22 protein-coding genes, 1 tRNA gene and 1 pseudogene are annotated in these 23250 nt (G+C 71.8%); 7 read left to right on the top strand and 17 right to left on the bottom strand.

All coding sequences use genetic code 11. The features are described from left to right. Nucleotides 1-5: 5 nt before the first annotated feature. Nucleotides 6-368 (bottom strand): STAS domain-containing protein, encoded by a 363-nt coding sequence (locus DBP14_RS17605; protein WP_129308149.1) that lies wholly within the window; start codon nucleotides 366-368, stop codon nucleotides 6-8. 280 nt (nucleotides 369-648) lie between these two features. Here DBP14_RS17605 and DBP14_RS17610 point away from each other — a divergent pair, with 280 nt between their 5' ends. Next, nucleotides 649-1338: a GAF and ANTAR domain-containing protein gene (locus DBP14_RS17610; RefSeq protein WP_241740955.1), complete on the top strand. Its 690-nt coding sequence runs from the start codon at nucleotides 649-651 to the stop codon at nucleotides 1336-1338. A 116-nt stretch (nucleotides 1339-1454) separates the two neighbouring features. On the opposite strand, the gene DBP14_RS17615 is transcribed toward DBP14_RS17610, so the two are convergent. From DBP14_RS17615 to DBP14_RS17625, 3 genes are all read right to left on the bottom strand, one after another. Then, complete coding sequence (locus tag DBP14_RS17615) at nucleotides 1455-2276, bottom strand: YceI family protein (protein ID WP_129308150.1); 822 nt, start codon at nucleotides 2274-2276, stop codon at nucleotides 1455-1457. 109 nt (nucleotides 2277-2385) lie between these two features. Beyond that, complete coding sequence (locus DBP14_RS17620; RefSeq protein WP_129308151.1) at nucleotides 2386-5004, bottom strand: MFS transporter; 2619 nt, start codon at nucleotides 5002-5004, stop codon at nucleotides 2386-2388. Between the two features lie 12 nt (nucleotides 5005-5016). Beyond that, nucleotides 5017-5511, bottom strand: a complete 495-nt coding sequence (locus tag DBP14_RS17625; protein ID WP_129308152.1) for a MarR family transcriptional regulator — start codon at nucleotides 5509-5511, stop codon at nucleotides 5017-5019. Nucleotides 5512-5759: 248 nt separating this feature from the next. On the opposite strand from DBP14_RS17625, the gene DBP14_RS17630 reads away from it, so the two are divergent. Then, on the top strand, nucleotides 5760-5957 hold the full coding sequence (locus tag DBP14_RS17630) for a hypothetical protein (RefSeq protein ID WP_164992349.1): 198 nt from the start codon (nucleotides 5760-5762) through the stop codon (nucleotides 5955-5957). Between the two features lie 42 nt (nucleotides 5958-5999). Here DBP14_RS17630 and DBP14_RS36405 read toward each other — a convergent pair whose 3' ends face one another. The 9 genes from DBP14_RS36405 to DBP14_RS17680 all read right to left on the bottom strand — a co-directional run bounded on the left by DBP14_RS36405 (nucleotide 6000) and on the right by DBP14_RS17680 (nucleotide 12015). Beyond that, on the bottom strand, nucleotides 6000-6593 hold the full coding sequence (locus tag DBP14_RS36405; RefSeq protein WP_347239652.1) for a hypothetical protein: 594 nt from the start codon (nucleotides 6591-6593) through the stop codon (nucleotides 6000-6002). 309 nt (nucleotides 6594-6902) lie between these two features. Continuing rightward, nucleotides 6903-7841 carry an RNA polymerase sigma factor SigF gene (locus DBP14_RS17645; RefSeq protein ID WP_129308155.1) on the bottom strand — a complete coding sequence of 313 codons (939 nt, stop codon included), beginning with the start codon at nucleotides 7839-7841 and terminating at the stop codon, nucleotides 6903-6905. 304 nt (nucleotides 7842-8145) lie between these two features. Then, nucleotides 8146-8970, bottom strand: coding sequence for an RNA polymerase sigma factor SigF (locus DBP14_RS17650; RefSeq protein WP_241740956.1), 825 nt, complete (start codon nucleotides 8968-8970; stop codon nucleotides 8146-8148). A 527-nt stretch (nucleotides 8971-9497) separates the two neighbouring features. After that, nucleotides 9498-9791, bottom strand: a complete 294-nt coding sequence (locus DBP14_RS17655) for a Dabb family protein (RefSeq protein WP_129308156.1) — start codon at nucleotides 9789-9791, stop codon at nucleotides 9498-9500. 10 nt (nucleotides 9792-9801) lie between these two features. Then, entirely contained in the window at nucleotides 9802-9981 is a 180-nt protein-coding gene (locus DBP14_RS17660) for a hypothetical protein (protein WP_129308157.1), read from the bottom strand. Between the two features lie 162 nt (nucleotides 9982-10143). Further along, nucleotides 10144-10228: transfer RNA gene (locus DBP14_RS17665), tRNA-Ser, on the bottom strand. 66 nt (nucleotides 10229-10294) lie between these two features. Next, entirely contained in the window at nucleotides 10295-10726 is a 432-nt protein-coding gene (gene tadA / locus DBP14_RS17670) for a tRNA adenosine(34) deaminase TadA (RefSeq protein ID WP_241741252.1), read from the bottom strand. A 107-nt stretch (nucleotides 10727-10833) separates the two neighbouring features. Then, nucleotides 10834-11364: a hypothetical protein gene (locus DBP14_RS17675; protein WP_129311925.1), complete on the bottom strand. Its 531-nt coding sequence runs from the start codon at nucleotides 11362-11364 to the stop codon at nucleotides 10834-10836. A gap of 345 nt (nucleotides 11365-11709) precedes the next feature. Then, a complete protein-coding gene (locus tag DBP14_RS17680) occupies nucleotides 11710-12015 on the bottom strand; it encodes a hypothetical protein (RefSeq protein ID WP_129308159.1) in 306 nt (101 codons plus the stop codon). Nucleotides 12016-12110: 95 nt separating this feature from the next. Between DBP14_RS17680 and upp the strand changes: the two genes are divergently transcribed. Further along, on the top strand, nucleotides 12111-12746 hold the full coding sequence (gene upp, locus DBP14_RS17685; protein WP_129308160.1) for a uracil phosphoribosyltransferase: 636 nt from the start codon (nucleotides 12111-12113) through the stop codon (nucleotides 12744-12746). Between the two features lie 157 nt (nucleotides 12747-12903). Here upp and DBP14_RS17690 read toward each other — a convergent pair whose 3' ends face one another. Together DBP14_RS17690 and DBP14_RS17695 are read right to left on the bottom strand one after the other, a co-directional pair. Beyond that, nucleotides 12904-13533, bottom strand: coding sequence for a LytR C-terminal domain-containing protein (locus tag DBP14_RS17690; protein WP_129311926.1), 630 nt, complete (start codon nucleotides 13531-13533; stop codon nucleotides 12904-12906). Nucleotides 13534-13690: 157 nt separating this feature from the next. Then, nucleotides 13691-13987 carry a type II toxin-antitoxin system VapB family antitoxin gene (locus tag DBP14_RS17695; protein WP_003999914.1) on the bottom strand — a complete coding sequence of 99 codons (297 nt, stop codon included), beginning with the start codon at nucleotides 13985-13987 and terminating at the stop codon, nucleotides 13691-13693. A gap of 265 nt (nucleotides 13988-14252) precedes the next feature. Between DBP14_RS17695 and DBP14_RS17700 the strand changes: the two genes are divergently transcribed. Then, nucleotides 14253-15824, top strand: coding sequence for a helicase HerA-like domain-containing protein (locus tag DBP14_RS17700; protein WP_129308161.1), 1572 nt, complete (start codon nucleotides 14253-14255; stop codon nucleotides 15822-15824). A gap of 80 nt (nucleotides 15825-15904) precedes the next feature. Here the strand turns inward: DBP14_RS17700 and DBP14_RS17705 are convergent, their stop codons facing one another. Both DBP14_RS17705 and DBP14_RS17710 read right to left on the bottom strand, forming a co-directional pair. Next, nucleotides 15905-16666 (bottom strand): HdeD family acid-resistance protein, encoded by a 762-nt coding sequence (locus tag DBP14_RS17705; RefSeq protein ID WP_129308162.1) that lies wholly within the window; start codon nucleotides 16664-16666, stop codon nucleotides 15905-15907. Between the two features lie 57 nt (nucleotides 16667-16723). Next, entirely contained in the window at nucleotides 16724-17323 is a 600-nt protein-coding gene (locus DBP14_RS17710) for an HhH-GPD-type base excision DNA repair protein (protein WP_129308163.1), read from the bottom strand. A gap of 354 nt (nucleotides 17324-17677) precedes the next feature. Here DBP14_RS17710 and DBP14_RS17720 point away from each other — a divergent pair, with 354 nt between their 5' ends. The 3 genes and pseudogenes from DBP14_RS17720 (at nucleotide 17678) to DBP14_RS17730 (ending at nucleotide 23235) form a co-directional block, all read left to right on the top strand. Beyond that, nucleotides 17678-19849 carry a copper resistance protein CopC gene (locus DBP14_RS17720; protein WP_241740957.1) on the top strand — a complete coding sequence of 724 codons (2172 nt, stop codon included), beginning with the start codon at nucleotides 17678-17680 and terminating at the stop codon, nucleotides 19847-19849. Nucleotides 19850-19954: 105 nt separating this feature from the next. Then, a complete protein-coding gene (locus DBP14_RS17725; protein ID WP_129308164.1) occupies nucleotides 19955-22354 on the top strand; it encodes an excinuclease ABC subunit UvrA in 2400 nt (799 codons plus the stop codon). 87 nt (nucleotides 22355-22441) lie between these two features. Next, nucleotides 22442-23235, top strand: a pseudogene (locus DBP14_RS17730) (DNA-formamidopyrimidine glycosylase family protein). The last annotated feature ends 15 nt before the right edge of the window (nucleotides 23236-23250 follow it).

A 23250-nucleotide genomic window follows, 5' to 3' on the forward strand; every position in this document is an offset into this window, starting at 1 on the left:
GCAGCCTAGAACGCCATCGCCTCGGTCAGGTCGTCGTACACCGGTACGTCACGGCGGACTCCGGTCAGCTCCAGGACGCGGCTCGGCAGCTCGTGCGGGCGGGCGACGACGCGGACCTCGGTGTGCGGCTGCAGCAGCCGCCGTATGTCGTCGACCAGGCGGGCGCCCTGGGAGTCCATGAACCGGGTGCGGGTGAGGTCCAGCACGAGCAGGCGCAGGGGGGAGGGGCGGGCGCGGACGACGGAGACGATGTGGGAGTAGAGGGCGGGCGCTGTGCTCAGGTCGATGTCCGGCGGCAGGGTGAGCAGCGTGCGGCCCGGCAGGTCGAGCTGCGGGCACGGAGTGGGAAGGAAGGTCACGGCACTCACCTGGAGGGGCGGACGGGAGGAAGGTTCCGCTTCCGGTTCCGGGCGGCCCGGAATCCGGGAGGCCGCTTCCTGACCGACGGTTCCATTGGACCACGGGCCACCCGGCGGCGGAAGGCGGCCGGACACGGCCGCCGGGCGAACATCACGTCACCGCAATGGAGCAGCTAAAGTGCAGCTGTCGTGTGCTCGCAGTCGGGAATGTGCTGCGGAGCTCTCCTGAGCATGGCCGTAGGCCGTGTTGTCCGAGAGGTTCGTGGTGGCTTCGTCTGACTTTTCCGATGTGACGCGTCTTCAGCTCGGCCTGGACCTGGCCGAGGCGATCACCGTCGCGGCCCGGCAGCTGCATGAGACGACCACTCCGCACGCCACGCTGGACACCGCCGTACGGCTTGCCGTGCATCTGCTGCCCGGTGCCGAACACGCGGGGATCTCCGAGATCGAGCGTGGTGAGAGCCGCCGTACGGTCGCCTGGACCGACGACATCGTGCGCGCCGCGCAGACGCCGGACCTGGAGCACTGGGAGCGGCTGTGGACCACGCCGGTGGTCCGCACCGGGGACGGCGACCCGGACGGCCTGGAGGACGCGGAGGCGACCGGACCCTCGCAGGAGTCGCTGTCCGGGCCGGGGCTGCGCTCTGTGCTGTCGCTGCGGCTGCGCGCGGACCGGCGCCGGATCACGGTGCTGTCGGCGTACTCCCGCAAGCCGGACGCCTTCGGCGAGACCGCGACCCGTCTCGGCCGGCTGCTCACCACCCATGTCAGCCTGGCGCTGAACTCGGTGACCGTCCGCGAGCAGCTCACCGAGGCCATGCACACCCGTGACCTGATCGGCCAGGCCACGGGCATCCTGATGGAACGCCTCGACATCGACGCGGCGGCGGCGTTCGAGAGCTTGGTGCGGGCGTCGCAGCGGGAGAATGTGAAGCTGCGGGATCTTGCTCGCAGGATCGTGGGGGCGACAGAAAACTAAGGGTGCCTGCCGCGCCCCAAAGGGGCGCGGGGCTGTATCGATATGCGGCTCCGCCGCGTGGGCGCGACAAGCCACATCCGAGCCGCAGCCGCCAAACAGCCCGAGGGGGCAGAAGGTTATGCGGCCGGCAAAGACTCTCCCTGTACCGCCTGGATGTCCAGTTCGACTCTGAGGGTCGTGCCGATCGCGGCGATGCCCGCCTGGAGAACCTGGTTGTAGTTCATCGCGAAGTCCTCGCGACGGAGTTCGGCCGTCGCGCGGAACGCGGCCCGCGTGCCGCCCCAGGGGTCGGCGCCGGTGCCGAGGTAGGCGAGGTCCAGGTCGACGGGTCGTACGACGCCGTGCATGGCCAGGTCGCCGTGGACGGTCCAGCGGTCCGGGCCGGCCTGGGTGAGCCCCGTGGAGGTGTACGTGATCTCCGGGTGGCGTTCGACGTCGAGGAAGTCGGGGGACCGCAGGTGGGTGTCCCGCATGCCGTTGCCGGTGTCGACCGAGGCGGCCCGGATCACGGCCGTCACCCGGGACTTGGCGATGTCGTCCGGCGCGATCTCGACCGTCCCGCCGAACTCGGTGAATCGGCCGTGCACGCTGGAGATGCCCAGGTGCTGGGCGACGGCGGCGACCGAGGAGTGCGCCGGGTCGATGGTCCACGGCCCGGGCGGCGGCAGCTGGGAGCCGCCCTGCCGGGCCAGTGTCACCGTGCCGACCTCGGCCCGCCCGCTCGCGGTGACGATCGCGCTGGAGGCGGCGGGCGCGTAGCCGACGGCGGTCACGATCACCGTGTACGGCCCCGGCGCCAGCTCGGTGGTGTCCCGTACGGCACCCTCCGCGTCCGCCTCGGCGCGCAGCACCTGCGCTCCGGTGACGTCGGTCACCGTGACGACCGCGTGCGACACGGCCCATCCGTCCCGCGTACGGATCCTCGCGGTCAGTCCCATCCCGTTTCTCCCTGAAAAGCTGTGTATATCGGTCGGTCGTCATGAAAACCGGCCCGCGGCGGGCGCGTGTCCGAGCTCAAGGCGCGCTCCGCCACGGGCCGGTGGTGGACTACTCGCCGGGGTGGGCGAGTTCGATGCCGTGGTCGTCGACACCGGTGCCGGAGACGGTCAGCGCGGTGGCGACCGGCGGGTAGCCCGTCGCGATGACGGTGTACTCGCCGCCGTCCAGGTCGGCGAAGGCGTACGCCCCGTCGGCCCCGGTGGTGGCCGTGCCGACCACGTTGCCCGCCGCGTCGACCAGCGTCACGCGGGCGTCGGCCAGCGGACCGTGCGGCGCCCGTACGACACCGCGCAGCTGGGCGCCGGCATCCAGGTCGACCTCGATCCGCGTGACCCCGGCGGTGCTGACCTCGACGGGCAGCGCGCGCGGCCGGAACCCGTTCGCGTTGACCGCGAGGGTGACGGTGCCCGGCACCAGGTCGGTGAGCGCGAACTCGCCCTGCTCCCCGGTGGCGGCGGTGGCCAGCAGGTCCCCGCGCACATCGGTGACGATCACCATCGCGTCCTTGACGGGCAGCGCGCTCCCGGCGGCCCGGACCACACCGGTCAGCCCGCTGGTGCCGCTGAGCAGCACGTCGTACGACAGCGGCTCCTCGCCCACCACGACGGTGGAGGCCTGCGGCTGGTAGCCGTCGGCGGAGGCGATCAGGACGTACGACCCCGCGCCGGGCGCGTCCAGCCCGTAGGAGCCGTCGGCCTGGGCGACGGCGCGGCCGAGCTGGCGGCCGGAGAGGGAGATCAGCGTGACGGCGGCGCCGGCGACCGGGGCGCTCTCGGCGCCGCGGACGTGTCCGTGCACCGGGGTGCCGCCGGAGGAGCCCTGCGCGGGCCCGGCGACCGTGGCGACGGCGGTCACCGGCCGGGTGGCGGCGGCCGTGAGCTCGGCGCCCTCGGGAGTCGCGGGGCTCACGGCGACCGCGGCCGGGACCAGCTCGTCCGCCGGCTGCTCCACAGCCACCTGCTCCATTGCCACCTGCTCTATTGCCGTCGACTCCACTGCCGTCGACTCCAGTGCCTCGGCCTCCGGCGCGGCGGACCCGGCCGGAACCCCGGTCTCCGTGCCGGCCTTCTGCTGGGCGTCCTGGGCGAGTGCGCCGGTGGTGCGCAACGGGACCTCCTTGATGAACAGGCAGACGATCAGGGCGATCAGGGCGCAGGGGGCCGCGTACAGGAAGATGTCCGCGATGCCGTGGCCGTATGCGCCCTCCAGCCAGGTGCGTACCGGGGCGGGCAGCAGGTCCATGTCGGGCAGCTGTCCGGAGCCCATCGACTTGGCCGCGGCGGCCTGCGCCTGCGGGTCGAGGCTGGTGATCGTGTCCTTGGCGTAGTGCGTGATCCGGGTCGACATCACCGAGCCGAGCACGCCGACGCCGACGGCGCCGCCGAGGGAGCGGAAGAAGCTGACGACGGAGGACGCGGAGCCGAGGTCCGCGAGGGCGACCTGGTTCTGCGTGGAGAGCACCAGGTTCTGCATCATCATGCCGACGCCGATGCCCAGCGCGGCCATGTAGATGGAGAGCTGCCAGTACGGGGTGTCGTAGCGCATCGCGCCGAGCAGGCCGAGTCCGGCCGTGAGGAACACACCGCCGGCGACCAGCCAGCCCTTCCAGCGGCCGGTGCTGGTGATGAACCGCCCGGAGACCATGGACGCGACGAACAGGCCGCCGATCATCGGGATGGTCATGACGCCGGACATGGTGGGGGACTTGTCGCGGGCCAGCTGGAAGTACTGGGAGAAGAAGACCGTGCCCGAGTACATGCCGACGCCGACGAACAGCGAGGCCAGCGAGGCGAGGGTGATGGTGCGGTTGCGGAACAGGCGCAGCGGGATGATCGGCTCCGACGCGCGCGTCTCGGTGAACACGAACAGCAGCGCCAGCACGATCGTGCCGCCCACCATCGTGTACGTCTGCCACGACAGCCAGTCGTACTTGTCGTCGGCGAAGGTCACCCAGAGGAGCAGCAGCGAGGCGGCGGCGGTGATGAAGAAGGCGCCGGTCCAGTCGACCTTGACCTTCCGCTTGGCCACGGGCAGGTGCAGCGTCTTCTGAAGCACGATCATGGCGATGATCGCGAACGGGATGCCGACGAACAGGCAGTAGCGCCAGCCCAGCCAGTCGGTGTCGGTGATGACACCGCCGAGCAGCGGGCCGCCGACGGTGGCCACGGCGAACGTGGCACCGGTGTAGCCGGAGTACCGGCCGCGCTCACGCGGGGAGATCATCGCCGCCATGATCACCTGGACCAGGGCGGACAGACCCCCGGCGCCCAGGCCCTGGATCACGCGCGCGCCGATGATCATCGACGGGCTCTGCGCGAGACCGGCGACGACCGAGCCGATCACGTAGATCAGCAGCGATATCTGGACGAGCGCCTTCTTGCTGAGCAGGTCGGCCAGCTTGCCCCACAGGGGCACGGAGGCGGTCATCGACAGCAGGGCCGCGGTGACGACCCAGGTGTAGGCGGACTGGCCGCCGCCGAGGTCGTTGATGATCGTCGGCAGCGCGTTGGTGACGATCGTCGAGGAGAGGATCGCGGCGAACAGGCCGAGCAGCAGGCCCGAGAGGGCCTCCATGATCTGCCGGTGCGTCATCGGGGCCTGCCCCGCCGAGGAGCCTCCCCCGTGCTTGGCGTGAGCCCGCACACCGGCTGGTGTGGTCGTTGCCATGGGCTTCCTTTACTACGTGTTCGCGGGTGTACGGGTGGTCTCGGTGAGTACGGGTGCGGAGAGCCGCGTGGGGGCCGACCGGCAGTCGCCGAAGGATGCGCGCAGGCGCGTCATCAGCCGGATGAGCTGGCCGACCTCGTCGTCGGTCCAGTCGCTCAGCCGGTCGGCGAGCAGGTGGGTGGTCCGCCGGGACAGCTCGTCGAGCTGGTCAAGGCCCGCCGGCGTCAGGCGCAGGATGCGTGAGCGCCTGTCCGCCGGGTCCGGGGACCGCTCGATCCAGCCGCGCGCGGCGACGTGCGCGACGTGCCGGCTGGTCACCGACATGTCCACGGCGAGCAGCTCGGCGAGCCTGCTCATGCGCATGGCGCCGTGGCGGCCCAGCAGGGTCAGTACGGCGGCCGAGCCGGCCGGGCAGTCGGGCGGCAGTATCCGCCCCATGTCCCGCTTCACGGCACCGACGGCACTGAGCTGACGCGCAAGCTCTTCGTACTGCGCCCGCTCGGCCATCACACCTCCCGTATTCGTTGCTTGGGGCAACCATAATGGTGATTGGTTGCTACAGGCAAACAAATCGGCTGGGGCGGGTGTAAAAAGTTGGCAAAGGCAAGCGTTGCGCTTGTAAAGGCACAGGTGGAGGGCGGGCCGCGAGGTCTCCTCAGGTGCCCGCTGGGTCCCCGCTAGGTCACTTCTAGGTCCCTCTGTCCCCCCGGCCCCGCACTTGGGCCGCTCCCCCGGATTCGCTAGTGTCTCGGCCCATGGCTAACACCCAGGGCCCCGAGGGCAATTACGACCCCGCAGGCAGCACCCAGATGTTCCGTGCCTTCGTCGACGAGTCCCCCCAGGGCCGGCAGCAGCAGGCGGCGGCCACGTCGGCGCGCAACGTCGGCCTGATCGTCGGCATCGTCGTCGGAGTGGTGATCGTGGCGGCGGTCGCCTGGCTGGCGCTCAAGTAACCCGACGGGAGGCCGGTACCGCCGGCCCGCACCCGACAGGGCCTAGGACCACCTGACCGAGACGTCCCGTGTCTCGATGTGCATGCCCAGCGGTACGCGCCAGGCGTCCACGCACACCGTCCAGGTGGCGCTCCGGTGCGCGCCGGGGCCGATCGGCGCCGGCAGGTCCACGGTCGACTCGACCGTCGACCAGTCGATGCCGAGGGCGCCGATGACATGCGTTCCGAAGGTCACCGTGCCCGAACGTACGGCCGTGCCGCCCGAGTTGCGGAAGGGCACGGTCACCTTCTCGCACCAGCGCTTGTCCGTCGGCTGCCGTGTCTGGGTGCCCCAGGTGAGGGCGGCGGGCGCGGGGGGCCTGGTGGGGGTGGGGGTCGGTGTGGGGGAGGGCGGCTTCGGGGAGGCGGGGCTGGTGGGGGAGCCGGTGCCGGTGCTTGTGCCGGTGCCGGTGCCGTGGGTGCTCGAAGGGCTGCCGCCCTTGCCGCTGTCGTCGCTGTCGTCGGTGGTCGGATCCGGGGTGCCGGGTGGACGACCAGTGCCGGACGTGCCGGGCGCCGTGCCCGGGGCCTCCTCCGCGCCCGGGACTGAAGTGCCGGACGGCCGGGACGACTTGGCGTCGCCGTCCAGCGGAACCATCCGTACCGCTCCCGTGGGCCTCCCCGCCGTACCGCTGGGCTGGCGCGGAACCCCGCCCACCGCGACGTATCCCTCACGGCCCCCGCCACCGCCGGCGGACGCGCCGAGGACCGCGCCCGCACACACGACGGCCGCCGACGCTGCCAGGACGGCGCCTCGGCGGCCATGCGGCCATGTCGTCGAACGGAACGCGCGGGCGGGACGCATCCGGCCATGGTTGCTGATGCTCTGTCAGATGGGAACCCATCGGGCGGAACCCCTCCCGCAGAAGACCCTGGGGCCCCTCCTCGGGAGGGGACCCGGGGACCCTCAGTCGGAGATGAGTCCTTCCCGGAGCTGGGCCAGGGTGCGGGTCAGCAGGCGGGAGACGTGCATCTGGGAGATGCCGACCTCCTCGCCGATCTGCGACTGGGTCATGTTGGCGAAGAAGCGCAGCATGATGATCCGCCGCTCACGGGGCGGGAGTTTGGCCAGCAGCGGCTTGAGGGACTCGCGGTACTCCACGCCCTCCAGCGCGCTGTCCTCGTAGCCGAGGCGGTCGGCGAGGGAGCCCTCTCCGCCGTCGTCCTCGGGGGCGGGGGAGTCCAGCGAGGAGGCGGTGTACGCGTTGCCGACCGCGAGGCCGTCGACCACGTCCTCCTCGGAGACGCCGAGGGCGCTCGCCAGCTCCGGGACGGTCGGGGAGCGGTCCAGCCTCTGGGACAGCTCGTCGCTGGCCTTCGTCAGGGCCAGGCGCAGCTCCTGGAGGCGCCGGGGCACCCGCACCGACCAGGAGGTGTCGCGGAAGAAGCGCTTGATCTCGCCGACGACGGTCGGCATCGCGAACGTCGGGAACTCCACGCCCCGTTCGCAGTCGAAGCGGTCGATCGCCTTGATCAGGCCGATGGTGCCGACCTGGACGATGTCCTCCATCGGCTCGTTGCGGGAGCGGAAGCGGGCCGCCGCGTACCGCACGAGGGGGAGGTTCAGCTCGATCAGGGTGTCCCGGACGTACGCACGCTCGGGGCTGTCGTCGGCCAGTGCGGCGAGTCGCAGGAACAGGGAGCGGGACAGAGTGCGGGTGTCGATGTCTCCCGAGGCCGGCGGCGCCGGCTCGGGGGCGGCGGCCGGGGCGGCCGGGGTCGGCACGGCTTCGAGGGCCGGTCCGCTCTGGAAGCTGTCGAGCACGTCGAGAGCGTCGAGCTCCTTGGGTGCTGCCTCGCTCTTCGTGGGCGTGAGCACCTTCGAGCTGCCCTGTTCTGCGGACATGCCACCCCCTTTGGGTCGCGGGACGGTCGTGGCGGCGTCGCTACCGAGCAACGCAGCCTTCACCTGAATACCGGAGCCGGAGCCTCGGCAAACGCGCTTCCGGCAGAATGTCACATGTCGGCAACACGCTGTAGTGACATGTCGACATGCGAGATGCGAATAGCCCCTGGAGAGAAGGGGTCTGACGGCCTGTCCGCCCGTAACTGTCGGCAACGGCCCTGGTGAGCGATTCGCTCTCACCGGTGAGTGATCGCTCTTGTGACCGGTTACCCGTTCGGCGGTGTCAGCGGGGGCTGTTCCGGGTTCAGGCGTCGATGCGGTTGGCCGACCGCAGCCGCTGGAAGCTGCGCGCGAGCAGCCGGGAGACGTGCATCTGGGAGACGCCCAGTTCGGCGCTGATCTGGGACTGCGTCAGATTGCTGTAGTAGCGCAGCAGCAGGATGCGCTGTTCGCGTTCGGGGAGCTGGACCAGGAGGTGGCGGACCAGGTCGCGGTGCTCCACGCCGTCCAGGGCGGGGTCCTCGTAGCCGATGCGGTCCAGCAGGCCGGGCAGTCCGTCGCCCTCCTGCGCGGCCTCCAGGGAGGTGGCGTGGTACGACCGTCCCGCCTCGATGCAGGACAGCACCTCCTCCTCGCTGATGCGCAGCCGCTCGGCGATCTCGGCGGTGGACGGCGAGCGTCCGAAGGCCGTGGTCAGGTCCTCGGTCGCGCTGTTGACCTGCACCCACAGCTCGTGCAGCCGGCGCGGTACGTGGACCGTGCGGACGTTGTCCCGGAAGTACCGCTTGATCTCGCCGACGACGGTCGGCATCGCGAAGGTCGGGAACTGCACGCCCCGATCCGGGTCGAACCGGTCGATGGCGTTGATCAGCCCGATGGTGCCGACCTGGACGACGTCCTCCATCGGCTCGTTGCGGGAGCGGAAGCGGGCCGCCGCGTAGCGCACGAGCGGGAGGTTGGCCTCGATGAGCGCCGCCCGCACCCGGGTGTGCTCCGGCGTGCCCGCCACGAGGTCCTTGAGCTGCCCGAAGAGCACCTGGGTGAGGGCGCGGGTGTCGGCGCCGCGCCGCTTCTCGGGGGCGGGAGCGGGACCGGGAGCGGAGGCGGAGGCTGCACCGGGAGCGGACACAGGGGCGGCACCGGGAGCAGGGGCGGTCGCGGGGCCGGGTGAGGCGGCGGGATCGGGGGCGGTCGCGGGGCCGGGAGCGGACACAGGGGCGGCACCGGGAGCAGGGGCGGTCGCGGGGCCGGGTGAGGCGGCGGGATCGGGGGCGGTCGCGGGGCCGGGTGAGGCGGCGGGATCGGGGGCGGTCGCGGGGCCGGGTGAGGCGGCGGGATCGGGGGCGGTCGCGGGGCCGGGTGAGGCAGCGGGATCGGGGGAAGCGGTGGGACCGGGGGGCGTCGGGGCGAGGGCGGGAGGAGCGGGCGCGGGTGCCTCGTCCTGGGGCGGCGCAGTACTGGCCGACACGGTCAACGCCACCTCTTCTTCGGTCAATCATCCGTCAAAAGCGGTCATAGCATCACAAGACATGTGCACTGTGTGCAAGCACCCCATAACATCGTGTTGAGGTCAACCGCCGCGAAGTTGGGGCCCGGAACGCACGAAAGCCCCCCGCCGTAACGGCGGAGGGCTCCCGGCGAAAAGAGCGGGCCGGCTCAGAACTCGTAGTCGGCGATCACCCACGTGGCGAACTCCCGCCACAGCGCGACGCCCGCCTGGTGCGCCGGGTGGTCCAGGTAGCGCTTGAGGGCGTCCGCGTCCTCGACGGCCGAGTTGATCGCGAAGTCGTACGCGATCGGCCGGTCGCTGACGTTCCAGCCGCACTCCCAGAAGCGCAGCTCCTCGATCCGGCCGCCGAGCGCGCGGAACGCCTCGGCGCCCGCGACGACGCGCGGGTCGTCGCGCTCGACGCCCTCGTTGAGCCGGAACAGGACCAGGTGGCGGATCATGGGCGGTTCCTCAGTTCTTCGCGCCGTCGGCGATCCAGGTCATGAAGTCACCTATCGCCTTGGCCGCGTCCGATATGCCTTGGAAGCCTATCTGCACGTAGTCGGCGGCCTTGGCCGGGTCCGTGATGATCACGTACAGCGCGAAGACCACGAGCACGTACACGGCGATCTTCTTGGCGTTCACCGCCACCGCGGCCTCCCTGTGCCTGTGCCCCGTGGGCGCCCTGTTGCCGGCGGCGAGTGTAACCGTCATGCCTGCATCAAGACCCAACCGCCAGCGGCGGGAGAGCTTTTGCCCCGAAGGTCCCTCCACGCACGAAGGGCCCCACCTGACGGCGGGGCCCTTCCAGAGCGGTAGCGGAGGGATTTGAACCCTCGGTGACTTGCGCCACACTCGCTTTCGAGGCGAGCTCCTTCGGCCGCTCGGACACGCTACCGAGGGAGACCTTACAGCACGGCGGGGCATGGTCTGAAATCGGTATTCGGGGGCCGTAGGGGCCCTGTCAGCGGTTCCGGAAGAACTCGGTGAGGAGGGCGGCGCAGTCCGCCGCCAGGACGCCCCCGACGACCTCCGGTCGGTGGTTGAGGCGCCGGTCGCGCACCACGTCCCACAGGGAGCCGGCCGCTCCCGCCTTGTCGTCCCGGGCGCCGTAGACGACCCGGTCCACCCGGGACTGCACCAGCGCCCCCGCGCACATCGTGCAGGGCTCCAGGGTGACGACCAGTGTGCAGCCGGTCAGCCGCCACTCCCCGAGCCGCGCGGCGGCCCGGCGCAGCGCGAGGACCTCCGCGTGGGCCGTGGGGTCACCGGTGGCCTCGCGCTCGTTGTGCCCGGCCGCGAGCACCGTCGTACCGTCCGGGGACAGGACGACGGCGCCGACGGGGACGTCTCCGCCCCCGGCGGCCAGGCCGGCCTCCTCCAGGGCGAGCCGCATGGCGGGCCGCCAGAGGTCGCGTACCGGATCGGGTGTCACTTCGGGTGCCGGATCAGGTGTCGTGTCGGGTACCGGTTCGGGTGTCGTGCCGAGGGGGCGGGGCGCGGTCAGCGGACGGTCTCCAGCACCTCCGAGGCGCCCACGGCCTCGGCGATGGCACCGAGCGCGTCGTCGGCGTCCAGGGCGCGCAGCTCCTTCTCGGAGACGCCCAGGTCGTCGAGGATCCGGCTGTCGCCGACCGGGCTGTGCGGCACGGCGTCGGCCGGGTCGCCGCCCTCCTCGTCGTCGTCCTCGGACTCGCCGTCCTCGGTGCCGTCGAGGTCCAGGGCGTCCAGGTCGGGGCCGTCGGAGCCGGGCTCGCGGCCGAGGAGTTCGTCCGTGAGCAGCAGCTCCCCGTAGGCGCTGCGGGCGGCGGCGGCCGCGTCCGAGACGTAGATGCGAGGGTCGTCCTCGCCGTCCACGCGGACGACGCCGAACCAGGAGTCCTCCTGCTCGATCAGGACCAGCACCGTGTCCTCGTCGGGATTGGCTTCCCGCGCCAGGTCGGCCAGGTCCGACAGGGTCTCCACATCGTCCAGCTCTGTGTCGCTCGCTTCCCACCCGTCTTCGGTGCGCGCGAGCAGTGCGGCGAAGTACACCGTGACTCTCCCACTGGTCATAGGCGTGCCGGTTGGGGGTCCCCCCGGCGGAGGTCGTCGGGTGGGGAGAGCTTGGGGCTCCGAGCCCCACCCACTCGGAATCGTGGCAGAAACAAGGCGTTCAGGGGATGTCTTCGACTCCCTGTGTCTGGCTGTTTTGATCGTGGATCGCAAACGGGTCCCCAACGAATCCCAAAGGGACCCACCAGCGCGCTCATCGCCGCCACCTGCGGATCGTACGCGGCTTCACCGCGTGTTCACGCACGTCACCTGCCGGAACACCGCTCCGGCGTGGATCTTCCTCACCGTCTTCTTGCCTTGGCGACCTCTCTCACGTGGGCTTCGTCACCAGCGGAAGGTGCGCATGCGCATCGCGTGCCGCAGCCGGGCCGCCTTGGCGCGTCGCGGCTGGACGCGGTCGCGCAGCGCGCGGGCCTCGGCCAGGTCCCGCAGGAAGCGGGCACGCCGGCGTCGGCGCTCGGCGTCCGTCTCGGGCGGCGCCGGCTCGTGCGCCGTCCGGTCGTACGACGGCTCGTGCGCCGTCCGGTCGTACGACGGCTCGTGCGCCGTCCGGTCGTACGGCGCCGGGCCGGAGCGCCCCTTCTCGGCGCCTCCGGTGCGGCCCGTTTCGTGGTCAGGCAGGTCGGGCACGGTCTCACCACCCCAGTCCGTCCCTCCCACTTTCCCCCGGACGGGCGGTTTGACGCCAGGGCGAGGTGCCCACGGACGCGGTTACTGTTATGGGCATGCGTCTCCACGTCGTCGACCACCCCCTGGTCGCCCACAAGCTCACCACGCTGCGCGACCGGCGCACGGACTCCCCGACCTTCCGCCGGCTCGCCGACGAACTGGTCACCCTGCTCGCCTACGAGGCCACGCGGGACGTGCGCACCGAATCGGTGGACCTCGACACCCCGGTCGCCCGGACCACCGGCGTCAAGCTGGCCCGCCCCCGCCCGCTGGTCGTGCCGATCCTGCGGGCCGGACTCGGCATGCTCGACGGCATGGTGCGGCTGCTGCCGACCGCCGAGGTGGGCTTCCTGGGCATGATCCGCAACGAGGAGACGCTGCAGGCCTCCACGTACGCCACGCGCATGCCGGAGGACCTCTCGGGCCGCCAGGTGTACGTCCTCGACCCGATGCTGGCCACGGGCGGCACGCTGGTCGCGGCCATCCAGGAGCTGATCCGGCGCGGCGCCGACGACGTCACCGCCGTCGTCCTGCTCGCTGCCCCCGAGGGCGTCGCCCTCATGGAACGCGAACTCGCCGGCACCCCGGTCACGGTCGTCACAGCGGCGGTCGACGACCACCTCAACGACCACGGCTACATCGTCCCGGGCCTCGGCGACGCGGGCGACCGCCTGTACGGCGCGGCGGAGTAAGCGAACGGTCCGGAGGTCTTCCCCAGGGGCGCTCGGCGGGTTCCTTCTACAGCGACGGTGCCTCAGGTGCGCCCCAAAGGGGCGCGGGGCTGTGTCTGAACATGCGGCTCCGCCGCGTGGGCGCGACCAGCCACAGCCGGCCCGCGCCTGACGGCACTCAGCAACCCCTCTTCGGAGAAGCGCTGGACGCCGGGGCAGAAAGCTTCGCCAGCGCCTGATCGGCCACCCCCCGCGGAGCGAGCCCCTTGAAGCCGTCCCCGATGATCAGGTCGAGGCCGGCCCCCTTGCGCCCGGCCTCGGTACGCCGCTCGGCCCCCGACACCTGCGTCCCCAGCACCGGCAGCGAGGTGTTGAGCGCGGACGAGGGCCCGAGCAGCAGCCCGGCACCCTTGACCTTCTTGTCGTACTGCTTCGGCGCGTTGGCCACGTCTCCGATCACGAAGCCGCGCTTCTTCAGCTCGTCCGCGGTGCTCTTGGCGAGGCCGCCGCGTGTCGTGGCGTTGTAGACGTTCACCGTGATCTGCCCCGGCTTGGGCGGCGCGGCCTGCCGCCCGCCGGCGGCCTTCACGTTCGCGGCCGACTGCGCCTTCTTGCGGCACGCCGCCGAGGACGCGGCCGCCGACGCCTTGTCGCCGCCGGTGAAGACGTCGATGAGCTGCAGTGTGCCCCAGCCGACCAGGCCGAGCGCGGCCACGGACGCCACGAGGGCGAGCGCGAGCCTGCCGCGCCGCCGGGGAGGGCGCATCCGGGGGTATTTGTCCCCTGTGATCCGGTACTTGCCGCCCATGCCGGGGGGAGTCAGCATGCTCATGAACGCAGCGTAGTGCGCCCGAGCGGCGATGCCTATTAGATGATCAGTGCAGGCCGCTCAGCGGAACCCGAAAGGGTCAACAACCCTGGTCCGCCGGTGACGGAATTCCACCGGTGTCAGTGGTCCGCCGCTGTCAGTCCAGCTCGAGTACGCGGGCGTGCAGGACCTGGCGCTGCTGGAGGGCGGCGCGGACGGCGCGGTGCAGGCCGTCCTCCAGGTACAGGTCGCCCTGCCACTTCACGACGTGCGCGAAGAGGTCGCCGTAGAACGTGGAGTCCTCTGCCAGCAGGGTCTCCAGGTCGAGCTGACCCTTGGTCGTCACGAGCTGATCGAGGCGGACCGGGCGCGGCGCGACGTCCGCCCACTGCCGGGTGCTTTCCCGGCCGTGGTCGGGGTACGGCCGGCCGTTTCCGATGCGCTTGAAGATCACACGGAAAGCCTACCGGTCAAGACGTTCCGGGCGCAGCCATGGCGCCGCAGTGCGACGCTGAAAAAGCCGTGGCACAACAGGTCATACCGGCGACTATCGGATGAGCATGCGGATGGCCGGGCGGCAGCCGGCGCGGCAGCCGTCGGGCAGCCGGGCGGCAGCCGCGGGGTGGCTGTGGGATGGCTGTGGGTTGGCCACGGTCCGAACGCCGGCCAGCCGTTCGGTGGCCTGGTGACTCCAGAGGACAAGGGAACAGGGGCCGTAGATGAGTGACAGCGAGACGCTCCCCGCCGAGGCCCGGGAGATCGCCTCCGGGTACGCCTTCACCGGGGCCGCCCTGGACCTGGGCGCCCTCCTGTGGGACGGGAGCTGCCACGCCGGCGCCCCGGTCCGCATCCCCCTGCCCGTGCTCAACCGCCACGGCCTGGTCGCGGGCGCCACCGGCACCGGCAAGACCAAGACGCTGCAGCTGATCTCCGAGCAGCTGTCGGCGCAGGGCGTCCCGGTGTTCCTCGCGGACGTCAAGGGAGACCTGTCCGGCATCGCGCGGCCCGGGCAGGCGAACGCCAAGGTGTCGGGGCGGGCGGCCGAGGTCGCCCAGCAGTGGACCCCGGCCGGCTTCCCCGCCGAGTTCTACGCCCTCGGCGGCATCGGCCACGGCATCCCCGTACGGGCCACGATCACCAGCTTCGGCCCGGTGCTGCTGTCCAAGGTGCTCCAGCTGAACCAGACCCAGGAGCAGTCCCTCGGCCTGATCTTCCACTACGCCGACACCAAGGGCCTGGAGCTGATCGACCTCAAGGACCTCAGGGCGGTCGTCGCCTTCCTCACCTCCGACGAGGGCAAGGAGGAGCTGAAGAACATCGGCGGGCTGTCCACCGCCACGGCCGGGGTGATCCTGCGCTCCCTGACCGCCTTCGAGGCGCAGGGCATGTCCGACTTCTTCGGGGAGCCGGAGTTCGACACGGCGGAGCTGCTGCGCACCTCGGAGGACGGGCGGGGCATCGTCTCCGTGCTCGAACTCCCCGCCGTGCAGGACAAACCGCAGCTGTTCTCGACGTTCCTGATGTGGCTGCTGGCCGACCTCTTCCACGACCTGCCCGAGGTGGGCGACGCCGACAAGCCCAAGCTGGTGTTCTTCTTCGACGAGGCGCACCTGCTGTTCAACGACGCCTCCAAGGCGTTCCTGGACTCCATCACGCAGACCGTGCGGCTGATTCGCTCGAAGGGGGTCGGCGTCTTCTTCGTCACCCAGACCCCGAAGGACGTACCGTCCGACGTGCTCGGCCAGCTCGGCAACCGCGTCCAGCACGCGCTGCGCGCCTTCACGCCGGACGACCAGAAGGCGCTGAAGGCCACCGTGAAGACCTTCCCGAACTCCCCCTACGACCTCGAAGAGCTGCTCACCGGGCTGGGGACCGGTGAGGCCGTGGTGACCGTGCTCAGCGAGAAGGGGGCGCCGACGCCGGTCGCCGCGACCCGGCTGCGGGCGCCGGAGTCCCGGATGGGGCCGGTGGAGGGGGCGGAGCTGGACCGGTCGGTGCAGGGGTCGCCGCTCTACGGACGTTATGCACAGGCTGTGGATCGTGAGTCGGCGTATGAGAAGTTGACGGCGGCGGCCGAGGCCGAGGCCGCCGCCGAGGCTCCTGCGGGCGGCGGTGGTGGTGGCAAGGCCGAGGGGCGCGCGAAGGCCAAGGCGAAGGCGAAGGATGAGGAGTCCCTCGTCGAGCAGGTCGTGAGCAGTGGGATGTTCAAGTCGCTGGCGCGGTCGGTGGGGACGCAGATCGGGCGGGAGATCACTCGGTCGTTGTTCGGGACGGCTCGGCGGCGGCGGTAGTCCGGCGGTGGTGGGTTCTCGCCGGTGGGTTTTCGCCCCCCCCCGCCGCCCCTTCCCTTCCCGTCCCTGGGGCTTCGCCCCTAGACCCCCTTTTGCGCAGTTGCCCGCGCCCCTTTCGCAGCTCCCCGGCCTCGGACTCGGAATGCCGTGATGATCTCTACGATGCCTACGGCGATCAGCCACCAGCCGCCGAGGAGGGTCAGTACGGCGACGGAGCGGAACGGGGAGTCGATGAGGACGATCCCGGCGATGAAGGTGACGACGCCGAGGAAGGCGTGCCAGCCCCGTGCGGGCATGCGGGAGTCGGAGGCGGCGGCCAGGGTCTGGGTGATCCCGCGGATCAGCCAGCCGATGCCGATCCACAGGCCCAACAGCAGGATCGACTGCATGGGCCCCCGGAAGCAGAACAGGCCCAGCAGGATCGACAGGGCACCGCTGACGAAGGCCAGGACGCGCAGCGAGGTCCTCCTGTGGGTGCCGAAGGCGGCGACCAGCTGGAAGATGCCGCTGACCACCAGGTAGATGCCGAACAGCACGCCGACGGCGAGCAGGGTGGCCTCGGGCCAGATCAGCACCAGGATGCCGAGGATCAGCGAGGCGCCGCCGGTGAGGAGGATGACCTGCCAGGCGGCCTCGGACAGGGCGCTCAGGGGCCCTTCGAAGGGTGGCTCGGGTTCGGTCCGGGATTCCTGCCGGGGGCCGGTGGCGCCGCCCGGGGGTTCCTCGGTGCGGACCCTTCGGTGGTCTGTGAAGGTGTCGTCGCGGCTGCCCGTGGCATGGACCTTGCGGTCGTCGAACTCCCGTCCCCACGGGGAGCCGCTGCTCGGTGATGGCTCGCTCATACTCCATGGTGAGTACGGCCGCGTCGCTCCCGCCACTGGAGGGAACGGCCCCCGCTCTCAGCCCTGCTGCTTGCCCGCCTTCCCGGCCTTCGCCGCCGCCTTCATCTCCTGCTTGTGTGCGCGCACCCTGGCCAGTGACTCGGGGCCGGTGATGTCGGCGACGGAGCGGAAGGACTTGGCCTCCCCGTACGCCCCGGCCGCCTCCCGCCACCCCTGCGGCCGTACCCCCAGCTGCTTGCCGAGCAGGGCGAGGAAGATCTGCGCCTTCTGCTTCCCGAACCCGGGCAGTTCCTCCAGCCGGCGCAGCAGCTCCGTGCCGCTGCCGGCCCCGCGCCAGACGCCCTCCGCGTCACCGTCGTAGTGCTCGACGAGGTACTGGCACAGCTGCTGGATCCGCTTGGCCATCGATCCCGGGTACCGGTGCACGGCGGGCTTCTCGGCGAGCAGCGCGGCGAAGGCCTCCGGCTCATGGCCGGCGATCTCGTGCGCGTCCAGGTCGTCGGCGCCCAGCCGCCGGGCGATGGTCGCGGGTCCCTTGAACGCCCACTCCATCGGCACCTGCTGGTCCAGCAGCATCCCGACCAGCGCGGCCAGCGGACTGCGCCCGAGCAGGGCGTCGGCGTCGGGGTCCTGGGCGAGGTGCAGAGTCACATCCATGGCTCGATGATCGCGCGTACGGCCGGCCCCCGCCCGCCGGGAGCGGCCGACGCCCCGAACTCCATTGAGCACGACGGCCGATCGCTCCGTACGTAGTACGAGGAGCCGTGCGCCGGGAGAGGGAGGGCCGACGTGGGTGGGGCCGGTGAGGTCGGTGGGGCCGGTGAGGTGTACGGGGCCCGGCCGCTAGGTTTCGCGCGGCGGGCCTGGCGGCCGAGCAGCCGGCTCCGGCGGGACGCCTGGAAGCCGGGTCTGCGAACCCGGCGATTCCGGCTGCCCCAGTGGTCCTGGCGGCCCGGGCTGCGGCTCCGGTGGGACGCCTGGAGGGCGGGGCCGCGGACCCGCCGATCCCGGATGCCCCGGCAATCCTGGCAGCCCCAGCAGTTTCGACAGCCCCAGCAGTTCTGGCAGCTCCAGCTGTTCCGGTGGCGCCAGCCGTTCTGGCAGCTCCAGCTGTTCCGGTGGCGCCAGCAGTTCTGGCAGCTCCAGCTGTTCCGGTGGCGCCAGCAGTTCTGGCAGCTCCAGCTGTTCCGGTGGCGCCAGCAGTTCTGGCAGCTCCAGCCGTTCTGGCAGCTCCAGCGGTCCGGGCTGCCGCTCCGGCGGGCGTTCCGTGCGCTGGTGCCGGTCGCCGGGGTGCTGCTGGTCCTCCTCGGTACGGCGGGCCCCGCGTCGGCACATGCGGCCCTGCGCGGTACCGATCCCGCCGACGGCACCCTCCTCAAGGCGGCCCCCCGTCAACTGACGCTGACCTACACGGAGTCGGTCGGCCTCCTGGACGACTCGTTCCGGCTGTACGACCCCCACAACCGCCGCGTCCGCACGGGCCGGCCCGACCACGTCCCCGACCGCCCCGACACCGTCCGCGTCCCCCTCACCGCCGCGAAGCTGGGCAAGGGCACCTACACGCTGGCCTGGCGGGTGGTGTCCGCCGACAGCCACCCGGTGTCCGGCGCGCTCACCTTCTCGGTCGGCACGCGCACGGCCACGACGCCGATCGCGGACCCTGACCGGGCCGGGAACGGCGTCACCACCGGCCTCTACAACATCGCCCGCTACCTGGCCTACCTGTCCGTGGCACTGCTGCTGGGCACGGCGGCGTTCGTCGCGTACTGCCGGCCGCCGCGCACGGACCGCCTCCGCCGGCCGGTGCGCGTGGCCTGGTGGACCCTCGTGGCCACCGCCGCGGCCCTGTTCCTCCTCCGGGCGCCCTACGAGGAGGGCGCCTCCCCGCTGACGGGCCTGACCGGCTCCGCCCTCGCCCGTACGGCGACGACCCGGCCCGGCGAACTCCTCCTCGCCCGGGTCGCCCTGCTGGCGCTGGCCGCCGGCCTCTACGCCTGGGCCGGCAGCGGACGCCGGCGCCCGGCGCTCCCTAGGCCCGTCCTGCCGGCCGCCGGTCTCGCGCTCGCCGTGGCGCTCTCCCTCACCTGGTCGGCGGCCGAACACGCCTCCGCCGGACTCCAGGTGCCGGTGGCGATCACCGCCGCCACCCTCCATGTCCTGGCCATGTCGGCCTGGCTGGGCGGTCTGACGGCCCTGCTCGTCACGCTCGCCCACACCCCGCCGCCACCGGTCGTCACCCGCTTCTCCCGGCTGGCCTTCGCCTCGGTGACGGTCCTGGTGGTGACCGGCGTCTACCAGTCCTGGCGGGGCCTGGGCTCCTGGCAGGCGCTCACGGACACGACGTACGGCCGCACCCTGCTCGCGAAACTCGTGGCGGTGACCCTGCTGCTGACGGCGGCGGCCTGGTCCCGCCGCTGGACGGCCGCCCTGGCGACGGCGCGGCGGTCCCCGGCGCAGGAGATCCCGGCGTACGACCTCATCCCCCAGCCGGCCGGCGGCTCCCCGGTCCCCCTACCGAAGGCTGCCGAGGGCCCAAGCCCGGCATACCTATCGGCACCCGCCCCTGGCGAAGCCGCCCCCGGCGTCCCGGCGCCCGCCTCCGCCGTACCGGCATCCGCCCCCGGCGTCCCGGCGCCCGCCTCCGCCGTACCGGCATCCGCCCCCGGCGTCCCGGCGCCCGCCGTCCACGACCGCCTCCGCCGCTCCGTCCTCGTCGAAGTGGCCGTCGGAGTCGTCGTCCTGGTGCTCACCACGCTGCTGACGACCACCGTGCCCGGCCGGGCGGCGGCCGAGGCGGTCTCCTCGCCGGATACGGCGGCGGCCACCGGTGCCGGCATCCCGACCGCCCTGGTGACGACCGTCCCCTTCGACGCCGGCACCACCGGCGGCCGCGGCAAACTGCAGATCACCCTCGACCCCGGCCGCGTCGGCACCGGCTCCGTCCAGGTCATCGTCTACGGCGCCGACGGCGGCCTGGCCGCGGTCCCCGAACTCCGCCTCACCCTCACGCTCGCCGCGCGGAAGATCGGCCCCCTGGACACCAGGATCACCGACCGGGGCGGCTACTGGGCGGCCGACTCCTTCACGCTGCCCCTCGCGGGCGACTGGACCGTGAACGCGACGGTGCGGGTGTCGGAGCTGGACCAGGTGACGGTGCACCGGGTGGTGCGAGTGACCGGCTAGCGGATGAGGGCGGCATCGGTCAGGAATCGAGAAGCGTTCACGGCCGGGCCCCGGTTAGCGTGGCCTCAGTCGGCCTTCCCGGCGCCCACGACGGATGGAGTCACGATGAGCATGGCCACGAGGACGGACACGCAGTCGCCCGAGCCGCACACCGCCGACAGCCACGACCTGATCCGGGTGCACGGCGCGCGCGAGAACAACCTCAAGGACGTCAGCGTCGAGATCCCCAAGCGCCGGCTGACCGTGTTCACCGGCGTCTCCGGCTCGGGCAAGAGCTCGCTGGTGTTCGACACCATCGCCGCCGAGTCGCAGCGCCTGATCAACGAGACGTACAGCGCGTTCGTGCAGGGCTTCATGCCGACCCTGGCCCGCCCCGAGGTCGACGTACTCGACGGGCTGACCACGGTGATCACCGTCGACCAGCAGCGGATGGGCGCCGACCCCCGCTCCACCGTCGGCACCGCCACCGACGCCAACGCCATGCTGCGCATCCTCTTCAGCCGGCTCGGCACGCCGCACATCGGCTCGCCCAAGGCGTTCTCCTTCAACGTGGCCTCGATCAGCGGAGCCGGCGCGGTCACCGTGGAGCGCGGCGGCCAGAAGGTCAAGGAGCGCCGCAGCTTCAGCATCACCGGCGGCATGTGCCCGCGCTGCGAGGGCCGCGGCTCCGTCACCGACATCGACCTCACCCAGCTCTACGACGAGGACAAGTCGCTGAACGAGGGCGCCCTCACCATTCCCGGGTACAAGCCGGGCGGCTGGAACTACCGGCTCTACACCGAGTCCGGCCTCTACGACGCCGACAAGCCGATCCGCTCGTACACGAAGAGGCAGTTGCAGGACTTCCTGCACCGCGAGCCGACCCGCATGAAGATCGCGGGCATCAACATGACGTACGAGGGGCTCATCCCGCGCATCCAGAAGTCGATGCTGTCCAAGGACCGGGAGGCGATGCAGCCGCACATCCGGGAGTTCGTTGACCGCGCGGTCACCTTCACCACGTGCCCCGACTGCGACGGCACCCGCCTCAGCGAGGGCGCCCGGTCGTCCAAGATCGGCGGCGTCAGCATCGCCGACGCCTGCGCGATGCAGATCAGCGACCTCGCCGAATGGGTCCGCTCTCTCGCCGAGCCGTCCGTGGCGCCGCTGCTCACCGCGCTGCGGCAGACCCTCGACTCCTTCGTGGAGATCGGCCTCGGCTACCTCTCGCTGGACCGGCCCGCGGGCACGCTGTCCGGCGGTGAGGCGCAGCGGGTCAAGATGATCCGCCACCTCGGCTCCTCGCTCACCGACGTGACGTACGTCTTCGACGAGCCCACCACCGGCCTGCACCCCCACGACATCCAGCGGATGAACGCCCTGCTGCTGCGCCTGCGGGACAAGGGCAACACGGTGCTGGTCGTGGAGCACAAGCCGGAGGTCATCGCCATCGCCGACCACGTCGTCGACCTCGGCCCCGGCGCCGGTACGGCGGGCGGCACCGTCTGCTTCGAGGGCACCGTCGAGGGGCTCAGGGGCGGTGGCACCATCACCGGCCGCCACTACGACGACCGGGCCTCGCTGAAGGAGTCGGTGCGGGGGGCCACCGGCACCCTGGAGATCCGCGGCGCGAACCGGCACAACCTCCAGGACGTCGACGTCGACGTCCCGCTCGGGGTGCTGTGCGTGGTCACCGGAGTCGCCGGCTCCGGCAAGAGCTCGCTGATCCACGGGTCCGTTCCCGCCGCCGCGGGCGTGGTCTCGGTCGACCAGACGCCGATCCGCGGCTCGCGGCGCAGCAATCCGGCGACGTACACCGGACTGCTCGAACCGATCCGCAAGGCGTTCGCCAAGGCCAACGGCGTCAAGCCCGCCCTGTTCAGCGCCAACTCCGAGGGCGCCTGCCCGACCTGCAACGGCGCCGGGGTCGTCTACACCGACCTGGCGATCATGGCCGGCGTCGCCACGACCTGCGAGGACTGCGACGGCAAGCGGTTCCAGGCGTCCGTCCTGGAGTACCACCTCGGCGGCCGGGACATCAGCGAGGTGCTCGCGATGTCGGTGACCGAGGCCGAGGAGTTCTTCGGCACCGGGGACGCGCGTACCCCGGCCGCGCACAAGATCCTCGAACGGCTCACCGACGTCGGCCTCGGCTACCTCACCCTCGGCCAGCCGCTCACCACCCTGTCCGGTGGCGAACGGCAGCGGCTGAAGCTGGCCACGCACATGGGAGACAAGGGCGGCGACCGGTCCGTCTACGTACTCGACGAGCCGACCACCGGTCTCCACCTCGCCGACGTCGAGCAACTCCTCGGACTGCTCGACCGGTTGGTGGACTCCGGCAAGTCCGTCGTCGTCATCGAGCACCACCAGGCGGTCATGGCCCACGCCGACTGGATCATCGACCTCGGTCCCGGCGCCGGCCACGACGGCGGCCGCGTCGTCTTCGAGGGCACCCCGTCCGAGCTGGTCGACGCCCGGTCGACGCTGACGGGGGAGCACCTGGCGAAGTACGTGGGCCGCTGACCAATCCGCCCGTCCTGCGGCGGGCGCGCGTGAGGGGACCTGTCCGTACGAGACTGGACCTGTCCCCTCAGCCAGGGAGGCGGGCCCGTGCCCGAGCTGCCCGACGTGGAAGGATTCCGGCAGGTGCTGGAGTCCTGTGCGCGGCGCAGGGTGATCCGGCGGGTCGAGGTGCGCGACACGGGCGTACTGCACGGGGTGAGCGCGCGGCGGCTGCGCGACGCACTGGAGGGCAGGCGTTTCGCCGCCCCCGAACGGCACGGCAAGTGGCTGCTCGCCCGGACCACGGCGGGCGGCCCCACCGTCCTGCTGCACTTCGGCATGACTGGCCTCCTGTTGTGCCGCCACCCCGACGACCCGCCCGAGCCGCACGACCGCGTCCTGTTCACCGTGGGCGCCGACCGCCGGCTCCACTACCGAGACCAGCGCAAACTCCGCGGCCTGTGGCTGGCCGACGACGAGAGCGCCGTAGACCGGCTGCTCGCGGACCAGGGGCCCGACGCGCTGGCGGTGGACCGGGCGGCGTTCGAGGCCGCCCTCACCACGCACCGGGGCGGGATCAAGAGCGTGCTCACCGACCAGCACGTCCTGGCGGGCTCGGCAATCTGCTCGCCGACGAGATCCTGTGGCGTGCCGGGCTGCGCCCGACCCGTTCCGCGCGGGACCTCACCGAGGCCGAACTCCGGAGCCTGTTCACCCACATGCGCCGCACCCTGCGCTCCGCGGTCGCCGCGGGCCGGGTCCCGCCCCGCGACGCCTGGCTCACCGGCCACCGCGACGAGCCCAGCCCGGTCTGCCCGCGCTGCGGCTCCCTCCTGAACAGGTCGAGGGTGGGCGGCCGCGGCACGGTGTGGTGCCCGCGCTGCCAGCGGGACGGGGGCTGAGGCTATGGCCGACCG

The organism is Streptomyces sp. L2 (assembly GCF_004124325.1).
In the GTDB taxonomy this organism is placed as follows: domain Bacteria; phylum Actinomycetota; class Actinomycetes; order Streptomycetales; family Streptomycetaceae; genus Streptomyces.

Bases quoted from the DNA above. Each gene is read 5' to 3' on its own strand.
- DBP14_RS17625 (WP_129308152.1), bottom strand. From the start codon at position 5,511: ATGGCCGAGCGGGCGCAGTACGAAGAGCTTGCGCGTCAGCTCAGTGCC.
- DBP14_RS17720 (WP_241740957.1), top strand. From the start codon at position 17,678: ATGCCCCGGCAATCCTGGCAGCCCCAGCAGTTTCGACAGCCCCAGCAG.
- DBP14_RS17690 (WP_129311926.1), bottom strand. From the start codon at position 13,533: ATGGGCGGCAAGTACCGGATCACAGGGGACAAATACCCCCGGATGCGC.
- DBP14_RS36405 (WP_347239652.1), bottom strand. From the start codon at position 6,593: ATGGTTCCGCTGGACGGCGACGCCAAGTCGTCCCGGCCGTCCGGCACT.
- DBP14_RS17700 (WP_129308161.1), top strand. From the start codon at position 14,253: ATGAGTGACAGCGAGACGCTCCCCGCCGAGGCCCGGGAGATCGCCTCC.
- tadA (WP_241741252.1), bottom strand. From the start codon at position 10,726: ATGCGGCTCGCCCTGGAGGAGGCCGGCCTGGCCGCCGGGGGCGGAGAC.
- DBP14_RS17620 (WP_129308151.1), bottom strand. From the start codon at position 5,004: ATGGCAACGACCACACCAGCCGGTGTGCGGGCTCACGCCAAGCACGGG.
- DBP14_RS17655 (WP_129308156.1), bottom strand. From the start codon at position 9,791: ATGATCCGCCACCTGGTCCTGTTCCGGCTCAACGAGGGCGTCGAGCGC.
- DBP14_RS17615 (WP_129308150.1), bottom strand. From the start codon at position 2,276: ATGGGACTGACCGCGAGGATCCGTACGCGGGACGGATGGGCCGTGTCG.
- DBP14_RS17645 (WP_129308155.1), bottom strand. From the start codon at position 7,841: ATGTCCGCAGAACAGGGCAGCTCGAAGGTGCTCACGCCCACGAAGAGC.
- DBP14_RS17725 (WP_129308164.1), top strand. From the start codon at position 19,955: ATGAGCATGGCCACGAGGACGGACACGCAGTCGCCCGAGCCGCACACC.
- DBP14_RS17630 (WP_164992349.1), top strand. From the start codon at position 5,760: ATGGCTAACACCCAGGGCCCCGAGGGCAATTACGACCCCGCAGGCAGC.
- DBP14_RS17705 (WP_129308162.1), bottom strand. From the start codon at position 16,666: ATGAGCGAGCCATCACCGAGCAGCGGCTCCCCGTGGGGACGGGAGTTC.
- upp (WP_129308160.1), top strand. From the start codon at position 12,111: ATGCGTCTCCACGTCGTCGACCACCCCCTGGTCGCCCACAAGCTCACC.
- DBP14_RS17710 (WP_129308163.1), bottom strand. From the start codon at position 17,323: ATGGATGTGACTCTGCACCTCGCCCAGGACCCCGACGCCGACGCCCTG.